Below are 12,673 nucleotides of genomic sequence, written 5' to 3' on the forward strand. Positions count from 1 at the left end.
CCTGGTTTAGCTCTTTAATTTGGTAATATCAAAAGTTGGTTCTACCAATTTATCTTTTCCATAGATAAAATCCTTACGTAGGTAATCTGCTGTCACATGCGGTCCATCCAGATAAATCGCTTCTTTAGGACAGGCCTCTTCACATAGACCACAGAAAATACAGCGCAACATATTGATTTCATATACCGACGCATACTTTTCCTCGCGATAAAGATTCTCTTCACCTTTTTTCCGCTCGGCGGCAGTCATTGTAATCGCCTCTGCCGGGCAGGACAAAGCACATAATCCACAGGCTGTACAGCGCTCACGCCCTTCCTCATCACGTTTGAGCGAGTGCTGCCCCCTGAAGTTTTTCGAATAAGGTCTTATTTCCTCCGGATATTTAATGGTTGGAATTTTCTTAAAAAAATGCCTTAATGTAATGCGCAAACCTTTGATAATAGCCGGAAAGTATATTCTTTCCGAAAATGTCATCGGTTTTTGTTCAATTACTTTTTTACGATTGGTTAGTTGCATAAAAAGTCCTTTCTTATGAGAAATAAGTATCTTTAATCAATGTAAATACACCTGTGAGTACAATATTGGCAATTGCCAATGGAATCAGCATCTTCCAGCCCAGATTCATCAATTGATCGTAGCGGAAACGTGGTAAAGTCCAACGCACCCACATAAAGAAAAAGATAAACAGCAATATTTTAATGAAGAATACCACTACCCCGATGATCGTGATCATATTGGCCGACAATCCCAGATCATTCATAAAGGGGAAATTATAACCGCCAAAATAAAGTGATGCCATCAATGCAGAGGAAACGAACATGTTAATATATTCGGAAAACATATAGAGTCCCAATTTCATGGAGGAGTACTCCGTATGGTAACCACCGACAAGCTCTGTCTCACATTCCGGTAAATCGAAAGGAACCCGATTACATTCGGCAAAAGCACAGACCATAAAAATGATAAACCCTAGCGGCTGCGCCCAGATATTCCAATTGACAAAACCCGACTGCTGCGCAACGATTTCCTTTAAGGAGAGACTTTGTGTCACCATCAATAAAGCGATAATTGAAAGTCCCATGGCGATCTCATAACTGATGCTCTGCGACGCAGCGCGAATAGCACCCATAAGTGAGAATTTATTATTGGAAGCCCAGCCGCCCAACATAATACCATATACACCTAATGCGATCACACCAAACATATACAATATCCCAACATTAACATCGGCCACCTGCAAGGAAACGACCCGTCCCCCAATTTGCAATTCCTGTCCCCAAGGGATAACCGCCGAGCTAATACAGGCCGTAATAATGGCAATAGTAGGCCCTAAGATAAAAAGTACCTTGTGTGCCCCTGCAGGGATAATTTCCTCCTTAAAGAAGAATTTACCACCGTCACAAAGCGGTTGCAAGATACCAAAGAGACCAGCCCGGTCAGGACCATATCGATCCTGCATAAAACCTGCAATTTTACGCTCAGCAAGTGTCGAATACATCGCAATCACCAGGGTGACAACAAAAATAACAGACACCAGTATTAATTTTTCTATGACAAAAGACCACTCCATGTTTGTGATTATTTCAATTTTTCCGTTCTAGCTAACTGTTCCCGATTTTGTTCCTGCAATATTGGATTTTCTTTAATGACTTTTGGCGGATTAAATAACTCATAGTGATTGGCAGAAATAACAGAATGTGGATCTATTTCTGTTGGTTCCTCCAAAATCCAATCGCTTGTTTTTTTCTGATCAAAGCGGCAGGTATTACAGATAAATTCTTCCACTTCACCAAACTCATCCTTTCGAGCAGTTACCCGAATGACTTCTTCTCCCTTATACCATAAGGTTACTTTACCTGAACATGTCGGACAATCGCGATGTGCATCGACAGGCTTTGTAAACCATACCCTGTTCTTGAAACGGAAGGTTTTATCCGTCAAAGCTCCCACAGGACAAACATCAATAACATTTCCGGAGAAATCATTGTCGATGACATTTTCAATATAAGTCGATATTTCGGCGTGATCTCCTCTTCCTAGGATACCATGTACACGTTGGTCGGTCAACTGATTGGCGACATAAACACAACGGTAACATAAGATACAACGGTTCATATGCAATTGGATCTTATCGCCCAGATCAATACGTTCGAAGGTACGACGATCGAATTCGTAGCGTGTATTAGCGCTGCCGTGTTCATACCCAAGATCCTGCAATTTACATTCGCCAGCCTGATCGCAGATTGGACAATCCAAGGGATGATTGATCAATAAGATTTCAACAACACCTTTTCTTGCTTCCACCACCTCTGGCGAAGTAATATTTTGTACTTCCATACCGTCCATCACCGTCGTACGACAAGAAGCCACCAGTTTGGGCATCGGCCTCGGATCTTTTTCAGATCCCTTGGAGACTTTGACCAAACAGGTACGGCATTTACCGCCACTTCCCTCCAGTTTGGAGTAGTAACACATTGCCGGAGGGACTATATCTCCACCGATCTGTCTCGCTGCATTTAATATGCTTGTCCCAGGAGCAACCTCTACCGGTATACCATCGATGGTGACCTTAAACTTTACATCTTCCGCTTCTGCCATGATATAATTAATTTATCGTTACAGCTTCTATTATGATACTATTGGTTGTAAAGGATCAGCATAATGTGCCAGTCCATAATTCCGTGTTTGTGACTCTTCCGGATGAAGGATATGCCATTCAAATTCATCCCTAAAATGTCTTATTGCTGCTGCCACAGGCCATGCTGCCGCATCCCCTAATGGACAAATTGTATTCCCTTCAATTTTTCGCTGCACATCCCACAGCAAATCAATGTCTGACATCGAGCCGTGACCACTCTCGATCTTATGCAGCACCTTCTCCATCCAACCCGTTCCTTCACGACAAGGCGAGCACTGCCCACAGCTTTCATGATGATAGAATCGCGCAAAGTTCCACGTATTACGCACAACGCACTGATCCTCATCAAATACGATGAAACCACCCGACCCGAGCATTGTCCCTGTTTGGAAGCCACCATCCGCCAATGACTCATAAGTCATCAATCGGCTATTTCCAGCAGCAGTTTTCAAGATCAAGTTAGCGGGTAGGATTGGAACCGAAGAGCCTCCAGCTACGACAGCTTTCATTCGTTTCCCATTGGCAATACCACCACAATATTCATCCGAGTAAATAAACTCTTCCACAGGCAGACCGAGTTCGATCTCATAGACACCTGGTTTTACAATATTTCCGCTAGCGGAAATTAATTTTGTCCCGGTACTACGCTCCACGCCGATTTTAGCATATTCTTCACCGCCCAAATTGATAATGGGCACTGTGGTCGCAATAGACTCCACATTATTCACCACTGTCGGGCAGTTATATAAACCTGCTATCGCTGGAAAAGGCGGTTTAATACGCGGATTACCCCGTTTACCTTCTAAAGATTCTAATAAAGCTGTTTCCTCACCACAGATATACGCTCCACCTCCCGGTTGAACATAAATCTCCAGATCATAGCCCGAGCCTAAAATATTTTTACCCAAAAAACCTTTTTCCTTGGCTTCAGCAATGGCACGCTCCAGAATTCTGATTTGCGGCATCATCTCTCCACGCACATAGATATACGATGTATGAGCTCCTAAGGCGAAGCTGGACACAATCATTCCCTCAATGAGCGCATGTGGGATGTGCGTCATCAAATAACGGTCTTTGAATGTTCCTGGTTCAGACTCGTCGGCATTACAGACCAAATAGCGTGGCACCCCTTCAGGTTTAGCCAAAAAGGACCATTTCATGCCCGTAGGAAAACCAGCTCCCCCACGTCCACGTAATCCAGACTTCTTAACCTCTTCAACAACATCCTCAGGAGACATTGTCTTTACTACTTTTTCAACAGCAACATAACCACCTTTTTGTCGATAGACCTCAAAGGTATTGATGCCAGGAACATCGATATGAGTCAACAAAAGTTTACGTGCCATATTATTCTGTTTTAGCTTTTAAATTATCAATCAATTCGTCGACTTTATCTTCTGTCAGATTCTCATAGAATGTATATTCAGGGCCGATCTGTAAGACTGGTCCAAAACCACAGGCGGCCAAACATTCTACACCCCGCCAAGAGAAAAGCCCGTCAGCGGTGACCTGACCTTCCTTTACGCCGAGCTTTTGCTCTAAATGCCCCATGATACGCTCTGCACCGACCAAACAACAAGGTCCGGTACGACAAATCTCCAGTACATATTTTCCTTTAGGTTGCAACAGGAACATGGTATAGAAGGTTGCCACCTCATACACCTCAATAGGCAATATATTCAGGTAAACAGCAACCTTATCCATCGCATCTGCGCTTACCCAGCCATATTCCGCCTGAACCAGATGTAAAATGGGCAATAAGCCTGATTTTTGCTTTCCTTCGGGGTAACGGCTTACCACTTCTCCAAACTTGGCTAACAATTCTGGAGAAAAGTTTACGTTTTCATTATGTTGTTTTACACTAAGCATCTAATTCTCCGGCTATAACGTTAAGACTACTCATATTTATAATGGCATCTGAAATCAGCATTCCTGCACTCATTGGCGCGAACATTTGATAATTGACAAAAGAAGGTCTTCTAAAGTGAAGACGATAAGGTGACCGTCCACCGTCATGAATCAGATAAAAACCAAGTTCACCATTTGCCCCTTCGACTGCATGATAGACTTCGGCTTTCGGTGTGTCCACCTCACCCATGACGATTTTAAAATGGTAGATTAAAGCTTCCATATTGGTATACACCTGCTCTTTCGGTGGTAAATAGAAATCAGGCACATCTGCATGAAAGACACCTTTAGGTTCTTTCTCAATTTTCGCTAATGCCTGCTCTATAATCCGAAGTGATTGCCACATTTCTGCATTCCGAACCATGAAACGATCGTATACATCACCTGTTGTACCAACAGGTACGTCGAAATCAAATTCTTCATATGAGCAATAAGGATTCTGTACACGCACATCGTAATCTACACCTGTCGCCCGTAAAATAGGGCCAGACCAGCTATAATCCAGTGCATCTTCTGCTGTTACAGCAGCAACGCCTGAAGTCCGCTCAATAAAAATACGGTTACGAACAAACAACTCTTCAAACTCTTGCAATACCGGCGGATAGCGTTTTAGAAATTCACGTATTTTCTCAAAGGCTATAGCATTGAAATCACGTTCGAAGCCTCCAATACGACCAATGTTCGTTGTCAGGCGAGCGCCACAGATTTCTTCAAAGATTTCGTAGATAAATTCACGCTCCTGCATCACATACAAAAAGCCCGAAAAAGCCCCCGTATCTACCCCCAAAATACCATTACAGATAATATGATCTGCAATACGGGCAAGCTCCATGACGATAACACGCATATACTGCACCCGCTTAGGAATCTCGATCTTGAGTAGTTTTTCAACGGTCATATGCCAGCCCATATTATTGATTGGAGACGAGCAATAATTTAGACGATCGGTCAAAGGCGTAATTTGATAAAAAGGCCGATGTTCAGCAATTTTCTCAAATGCACGGTGAATATAGCCAATCGTGGAAACTCCGCTAACAATCCGTTCACCATCGATTTGCACGACATTCTGAAATACACCGTGCGTAGCCGGATGTGTGGGACCAATATTTAGGGTAATCAACTCATCTTGTGGATCATTATCATCAAAGACAGGCTGATTAGCTGTTATCTTGCTTATAAATTCGCTCATATCGTATAAATTAACGGCCGAAATACAAATCTTTCTTATCTACGCGATTTGGATCCTCTAAAGGATATTCCTTACGCATTGGAAACACCTCCATATCATCTACATTCAAAATTCTTCTCAAATCGGGATGTCCAATAAAATTGACACCAAAAAAATCGAAGGTTTCACGCTCCATCCAATTTGCACCTCTCCAAACGACTGTTGCCGTTGGAATCTCAGGATTTGGTCCATGCAAAAAGACCTTCACGCGGATTCGGATATTATGAACGAGACTTTGAATATGGTAAACTACAGCAAACTCCTTTTCTAAATGTGGATAATGTACCGCCGTAATATCCGTGAGATGAATAAACTGCAATTCGTTATTCGATTTTAAGAAACGAAGTACATCAATCACATCTTCCATATCAACAACAATGGTCAATAGACTGTGTGCATCTTGAATTTCGTTAATCTTTCCCGGAAAATTTCCTTGGAGCTTATCCAATAAAAAACTGTTTTCCATCATCTATTTATTTGTATGTATTCCGTACTTCTCAAGCAGCGCTTTGTATTCGGGCGTATTTCTCCGGTTCAATGATTCATTCTTTACAATATCCTGCAGACGCAATACGCCATCCAAAATTGCTTCCGGGCGGGGAGGGCAACCAGGCACGTACACATCAACCGGTATGATTTCGTCTATTCCTTGTAGAACAGAATACGTATCGAAAATACCACCACTCGATGCGCAAGCTCCTACAGCGATTACCCAGCGCGGCTCGGCCATCTGTATATATACTTGTCTTAATACAGGCGCCATTTTTTTAGCGATTGTCCCCATTACCAAAAGCATATCTGCCTGACGGGGCGAGAAACTAGGACGTTCAGCGCCAAATCTGGCCAAATCGTAAGTAGAGCCCATCGTTGCCATAAATTCGATACCACAGCAGGATGTGGCGAACGGCAAAGGCCATAAAGAGTTGGCTCGGGCCAAGCCAATGGCTTTATCCAAACTTGTCGCAAAAAAACCTGCGCCTTCTACTCCCGGAGGAGCTTCTGCCAATTTTATATCACTCATGAAAAGTCGATTTATAGGTTTAAGTATCATTGACTCAAAGAGCCAACGACCAACGGGACGTTTAGTCCCAATTCAATGCTTTCTTCTTGATCACATAGATAAAGCCCAACAAGAGCAGTCCCATGAAAATAAACATCTCAATCAAGCCTTGTAATCCCATCTCCCGGAAGTTTACAGCCCACGGGTACATGAAAATGACTTCAACATCAAAAATCACAAACAGGATAGCCACCAAGAAATACTTGATAGAGAAAGGCTGCCTGGCATTTCCGACAACTTCAATCCCCGACTCAAAAGCCCCAAGCTTGTTTTCAGTACGGACCTTTGGCCCGATAAGATGTGTAATAATTATGGTACTTACTCCAAATCCTACAGCAACTAGAAGCTGTATAAATATAGGCAAGTAGTCTATCGGCATACTATTGGCTTGCTCCATCTCAATTCAATTTATATTGGTAACTGTCTCTAAATATAGAGATTCCAAGGTAAAAAACAAAACAAAAAAGGCGCAGATATTACTATCTGCGCCTAATTTAGAATGATTTTACTTAAGCCTATTTCAATGCACCTAAGTATCCTTGAACAGCTTCATTCGTTGGATCTATTGCCAATACTTTTTGGAAGCTTTCTTTCGCTTTAGGAAGATCTTGCTTCACATAATAGTAAAGACCGATATAGGTATTCGCATCGACTAAATAGTTCTTATTTTTCTCTTGCGCGCCACGTTGATTGATGGTATCGATCAATTTTTGGAATGGTGCCACGAAATCACCTTTAGGCTGCTCCAAGTTGTCTGCAGTTAACGCTGCAAAAGCTTTGTAATAAAGTGCGTTAATCAAATATTTATCTTGCGCTTCCTTATTATCTGTAGTTTCAATTACTGACAAGAAAGTTTGAGATTTTTGAAGATTAGCAAGCGCTTTATCTCTTAATTCCTGGTTTACAACAACTTGCTCTTCATTTTTACTAGCCGCATCTTCTTTAGCACCGATTTGGTAGTAAGCTTCACCTGCATAATAATTTGCATCAAACAAATACGTCTTGTTGTCTTTGTAAGAAGCCACTAATTCAAATAAAGAGGCTGCTGTCTGCAATTCTTGCTCTTGGTACTTCGCAAATGCCAACTCAGCTGTTTCTCCCAACAATTCTTTGTCCAAATCAATCGCTTTTTTAATATCAGCAATACCTTTTTGAATATTCGCAGTATTCTCTGCTGTTAATACCGGAGCAGCAGTAGCCGTGCTATCTGCACCCCCAGCAGCTGGTTTTGGACTATTTGCCGCAATCTCTGACATACCTAGATACATATAATCCAATGGAATTACACGATCCTTCTCCATTTTGCTAAACATCTGGTTTAAGTATTCTAAAGCTTTTGGATAATCTTTCGCTTTTTGGAAAGCGATATAACCCAAATAACGATAGATTTTTGGATCTACAGAAGGATTTTTCGCTAATTCCTCAGAAACCACTTTCAAATCGTCATATTGACGTGCATAAACCAAGAAATCGGCGTAGCGGATTTTAGCTTCCAATGAATTATCACCCGCAACTTCTAGATATTTTTTGTATTGCTCAACACCTTTTTTATTTAACTCAACATATTTCTCATCAGAAGTACCCGGTAATCTTGACCATTGATTGTATGTTTCAGCCAACTCACGATAAGTAGGTGCGTAAGCCGGAGTTTCTGCTGCAATAGCTTCCAATTGTGTGATAGCTTCATCAAAAGCTTGTGCACCACGTACGATCACAGCCTGTCCAACTTTCGCTTGTACTGAATTTGGATCGATATCAGTCGCTTCACCATAGCTTGTATAGGCCAATGAACCTTCTTTTAAACCACGGTATGCATCACCTAATGCGATAGGAATTGCAACATCTTTTTTGTTTTTTTCTTTCGCTTGCGTTAGATATTCCAAAGCTTTCGCATAATCGGGCTCAGGCGTTTTTATATATGCACGACCGATTTCCAATAATGGTTCATAATCTTTCTTACCTAATTTTGCGGTTGCCAAAGCGAATTTAGATTCAGCGCTCGCTTTATCCTTTTTCATTAAGTCAACATAGCCCAAACCTACATTGTTGATTGTAGCCTTTGGATCAGCAGCCAAACCTTGGTTGAAAATCGCAGCGGCAGAATCCGCTCTGTCGTTTACCAAATAAATTTGACCCAAATAGAAATAATTATCTCCATTCTTAGGTTGCTTAGTCACTAACTGTTGAAGGATAGTTTTCGCTTTACCATAATTCTCAGCCTCGATGGCTGCTCTAGCATCTTTCAAACTTTGTGCACTTACTGTGCCCACAGATCCCGCCAATAAAAGACTAAATAATAATTTACTGTTTGTCATAATCTATTTTTGTACTATTTATTATCTATTTAATATAACTTTCATCTCTAATAATGATCTCCCGACCAGGCATTGTAGCGGGAACCAATCCAGCTTTCAATACAATACGTTGTCCACGATCTCCTGTCAAAAAGGCGCTGAAGCCCAAACCTAAGCCCATATTCGGCTGATAGTTCATAATGTAGACAGGTCTTACAAAAGGATATAAGCCGTCGGCGATAGTTGATTGGGACGGTCTATAAAAACTAAGCTTTTCGCCCTCCTTACCAACGCTTTCGATGCTCAATGTACGAATTTTATCCAATAAATTCGAATTTTTTTCCACAGCTTTTAAATACCAATTATAACCAATAACGCCCACTGTATTCGTATTCTCGCTCACATATTTCATAACATCTTCACTATCCTTTAAAGCAGAAACAGCTTTCGGATCGATTTTGTTCAATTTGAAATAGTCCTTCAAATACCGCAGTGTACTTGAATTGGCATTGTCAAAGATCAAACGTTGTCCGGCTAAGTTACCTTCCAACAAAGACTTAACGTCTTTTTGAGGCATTATAGTATCAGCACTGTTACGATTATTGATCAATACAACAGCATCCGAAGCAATTTGAAATATCTTTGGCTGAATACCGCGTTTTCTGAAATAGCTATCTTCTTCATTTGTCAACTTTCGCGTCAATACAACCACATAGGCCGAATCAGCAAGCAATGCATTCACCGCTTTAATCTCCGGCCGGGCCATAAGCTCCAAACTTGAATTTGGATAAGAGCTCTCAAACACATCGGCAGATTCTTTGATAATAGGCAACAACGTTTGATCCACAATAACGGGCAGCTTACCTGTTAAAATATCATCGCCCTCTTTCGCTTGCTTTGTTTTATTTTTACAGGAAACAAAAATGCCCATACAGATGCCTAGCATCACAAGAACCATTTTATATTTTCTCATATGATACATCATAAAATAAGACAGTTTAATTAAAAAATAGTTTAATTTTTGAAGAGAGAATTGGTTGTAGCCAAAAAGAAGAGGGCAGTTAATTAAAAATTATTTTGCCATAGCCGTACAAACCGCATAAAAGAATACAGGATCAATACGACGCCAAAGATTGTTTTGTAAGTTGGATTAATCGGAATGGGAAAACTGTCCCAGAATATAATCAAAAGGCCCAAAACAAAATAAAAGCCAAACATAAATAGTCCTAAAATAGACAGAAACCGCTTCAGAGGCGATTTCTGTCTAAAATTTGAACTATTATTCGAATTAAAATTTGTCATTCTAATTTTGAAGGTTCAATCGAATTGGTAAAGTGTACGCTACACGAACTGGACGACCATTTTGAATACCAGGTTTCCATTTCTTCGCTTTTTTAAGCAACCTTACAGCTGCATCACCAGTACCATATTTCAAATCACGTTTGATATTGATGTCTGTCAAGCTACCATCCTTTTCTACAACGAAGGACACTTCAACGACACCATTCACACCATTTTCAGTCGCAGCAGCTGGGTACTCGTAGTTTGAACCAACCCAAGACATAAATGCTTGCATACCGCCTACAGGCATTGGTTGAACCTCAATGGCATTAAATGGAAGAATTTCGTCTCCATTACCATTAGGATCCCCTTTTGCAGCACCAGTGATTGCACCGTCTTGTTTCTTCGAACCAAATTCACCACGTGCAACGGAAGTACCAGTCGGACTACCTTTCAAGGTAATACGTGCTGGCGTTTTATTTGGATCCTTCAACTCTTCCTGAGAAGCAACTTCTTCCACAACTTTGTTTGCAGGAGCTACTTTAGGCTCAGGGAAACGAACCAAATCCTCTTTTGGCACATCCATAGCCACTTGTTGAGGTTTTTCTTCCGGCTCTTGCGGAAGCGGCTCCTCTTCTGGTGGCTCTGGTGGTTTGATTTCTTCAAGGTCTTCCAAAGTAACCTCGGTTACTGCTGGAGGTGCTTCAACTGCCTTTTTCGGAAAAATTTTATCTCCGAAAAGACGAAGAAGACTTGCTAGCACTACGAAGCCGATTACGACGAGTAGACCTCTATTAGTCGCTTTAGGCGCCAGCTTACGAAGCTCGTAAGCTCCATATTCCTTGTTTCGGCCCTGAAAAACGACGTCAAGCCATTCTTTCTTAAAAATATCTAATTTTGACCCTATCATCTTATTTTAGTTTTTTGTGTCAATCTAATAACTAATCATTATAGATATTGTCACGTTTTAACACTTCCACTTCCTCTGGAGTAATCTTACCGATCATATAGCGTTTTACGTCTACAATTTTCATCTCGTCAAGAATGTCAACCAGATTACGTTGTGTACATTTATCACTAGGTCTTATGATTACGATCATGTCTTTACCGCCTGAAACGCGAGGTACATATGCCTTTTTCTCCATCAGTACCTTACGAATCCCATCTGCACCGTAACCAGCAACAGTAGGACCTTCGATCGGACGAGCAACTTGACCATATACCCAAGAGACTTTATTGTCAGAACCCAATAAAATTGTCAGGGAACGATTATCTGCTGTAAGCAATTCATCGCTTTGTTGTTCCTTAATTTTATTTTTGTCTGGCATAGCCACATCCATCGCTTGCGGTTTATTTAAGGACGTGGTCAACATGAAGAAGGTAATCAACAAGAATGCCAAATCCACCATCGCCGTAAGGTCGACCTTACCGCCATTCTTCTTGGATCTTACTTTCCCGCCTTTGCCTTTTTTACCACTATCCTGATTTAATTCTGCCATTGTTTGTTCTTATTAAATCGTCAATTATTTCTCCTCAGCACGCATGCCTGTTATGAAACTAAATTTGTTTTGCTTTTGATTCCGCAACGTTTCAATAACTAAATTAACCGAAGGATATTTTTCATTCGCATCTGCTTTGATAGCCATCTTTAAAGGTCCTGGATGCACGAAGTTTTTATCTGATGCCTCTTTTTCCTTATTTACTTCCTCAGCTGCAAGACGGGCATTTTGAACCCAGTAATACAACTCATTTGAAGTATTCTCTGTACTATCAACCGGGATACCAGTTTGCAAACCTTTTTCTGTACGCTTACTTCCATCCAGGGCCAATAATCCTTTCAATTTAGACATTGGTACACCAAAGTTTTCCATCAATTTGAAACGATCATAATCTTCTTGTGAAAAGCCAACGCCATATTTTGCTGACATTCTTTCTAGTGCTTTTACGCGAACTTGTTGATCAGTCGTACCGAAGAAAACTTTACCTTTATCGCCTATTGTGATCATACCCACATTTGAATCAGGTAACTTATCTTTTGTAGTCGATGCTGGGGTATCCACCGTCAATGCTTCCGGTTGGCGCGCAGTCGCCGTTAAGACGAAGAACGTAAGCAGTAAGAACGATACGTCACACATCGCTGTCATGTCGATCGACGTACTGGCTCTTTTTACTTTTGCTTTACCCATTTTAAATTCTTCTTTTTAAATTAAAAACTCAATCTTCTATCCTATGATGCTTTTGATTTTTGATTTCCATAAAATAAA

14 protein-coding genes are annotated in these 12,673 nt (G+C 41.1%); all 14 read right to left on the reverse strand.

Translation table 11 applies throughout. The features are described 5' to 3' along the window. Positions 1-6: 6 nt before the first annotated feature. On the reverse strand, positions 7-516 hold the full coding sequence (locus B3600_RS09880; RefSeq protein ID WP_070560982.1) for a NuoI/complex I 23 kDa subunit family protein: 510 nt from the start codon (positions 514-516) through the stop codon (positions 7-9). A 13-nt stretch (positions 517-529) separates the two neighbouring features. Next, positions 530-1,570 carry an NADH-quinone oxidoreductase subunit NuoH gene (gene nuoH, locus B3600_RS09885; protein WP_070560980.1) on the reverse strand — a complete coding sequence of 347 codons (1,041 nt, stop codon included), beginning with the start codon at positions 1,568-1,570 and terminating at the stop codon, positions 530-532. A gap of 8 nt (positions 1,571-1,578) precedes the next feature. Beyond that, complete coding sequence (locus B3600_RS09890; protein WP_286752819.1) at positions 1,579-2,598, reverse strand: 2Fe-2S iron-sulfur cluster-binding protein; 1,020 nt, start codon at positions 2,596-2,598, stop codon at positions 1,579-1,581. A 30-nt stretch (positions 2,599-2,628) separates the two neighbouring features. Next, positions 2,629-3,984, reverse strand: a complete 1,356-nt coding sequence (gene nuoF / locus B3600_RS09895; protein ID WP_070560976.1) for an NADH-quinone oxidoreductase subunit NuoF — start codon at positions 3,982-3,984, stop codon at positions 2,629-2,631. 1 nt (position 3,985) lies between these two features. Beyond that, positions 3,986-4,507 (reverse strand): complex I 24 kDa subunit family protein, encoded by a 522-nt coding sequence (gene nuoE / locus B3600_RS09900; protein ID WP_112375107.1) that lies wholly within the window; start codon positions 4,505-4,507, stop codon positions 3,986-3,988. Further along, positions 4,500-5,735, reverse strand: coding sequence for an NADH-quinone oxidoreductase subunit D (locus B3600_RS09905; RefSeq protein WP_286752820.1), 1,236 nt, complete (start codon positions 5,733-5,735; stop codon positions 4,500-4,502). Before B3600_RS09905 ends, nuoE begins: the two co-directional genes overlap by 8 nt. Before the next feature lie 10 nt (positions 5,736-5,745). After that, complete coding sequence (locus B3600_RS09910; protein WP_070560971.1) at positions 5,746-6,243, reverse strand: NADH-quinone oxidoreductase subunit C; 498 nt, start codon at positions 6,241-6,243, stop codon at positions 5,746-5,748. Then, complete coding sequence (locus tag B3600_RS09915) at positions 6,244-6,795, reverse strand: NADH-quinone oxidoreductase subunit B (RefSeq protein ID WP_070560969.1); 552 nt, start codon at positions 6,793-6,795, stop codon at positions 6,244-6,246. A 61-nt stretch (positions 6,796-6,856) separates the two neighbouring features. Continuing rightward, complete coding sequence (locus B3600_RS09920; RefSeq protein ID WP_070560967.1) at positions 6,857-7,231, reverse strand: NADH-quinone oxidoreductase subunit A; 375 nt, start codon at positions 7,229-7,231, stop codon at positions 6,857-6,859. 118 nt (positions 7,232-7,349) lie between these two features. Continuing rightward, the gene (locus B3600_RS09925; RefSeq protein ID WP_286752821.1) at positions 7,350-9,149 is read right to left on the reverse strand and encodes a tetratricopeptide repeat protein; all 1,800 of its coding nucleotides are present in this window, start codon (positions 9,147-9,149) and stop codon (positions 7,350-7,352) included. A 25-nt stretch (positions 9,150-9,174) separates the two neighbouring features. After that, on the reverse strand, positions 9,175-10,101 hold the full coding sequence (locus B3600_RS09930) for a PstS family phosphate ABC transporter substrate-binding protein (protein ID WP_286752822.1): 927 nt from the start codon (positions 10,099-10,101) through the stop codon (positions 9,175-9,177). Positions 10,102-10,431: 330 nt separating this feature from the next. Beyond that, positions 10,432-11,319 (reverse strand): energy transducer TonB, encoded by an 888-nt coding sequence (locus B3600_RS09935; protein WP_286752823.1) that lies wholly within the window; start codon positions 11,317-11,319, stop codon positions 10,432-10,434. Between the two features lie 31 nt (positions 11,320-11,350). Then, the gene (locus B3600_RS09940; RefSeq protein ID WP_286752824.1) at positions 11,351-11,908 is read right to left on the reverse strand and encodes an ExbD/TolR family protein; all 558 of its coding nucleotides are present in this window, start codon (positions 11,906-11,908) and stop codon (positions 11,351-11,353) included. Between the two features lie 24 nt (positions 11,909-11,932). Continuing rightward, positions 11,933-12,595: an ExbD/TolR family protein gene (locus B3600_RS09945; protein ID WP_286752825.1), complete on the reverse strand. Its 663-nt coding sequence runs from the start codon at positions 12,593-12,595 to the stop codon at positions 11,933-11,935. Positions 12,596-12,673: the final 78 nt, after the last annotated feature.

The organism is Sphingobacterium sp. UBA2480 (genome assembly GCF_002341965.1).
Taxonomy (GTDB): Bacteria; Bacteroidota; Bacteroidia; order Sphingobacteriales; family Sphingobacteriaceae; genus Sphingobacterium; species Sphingobacterium multivorum.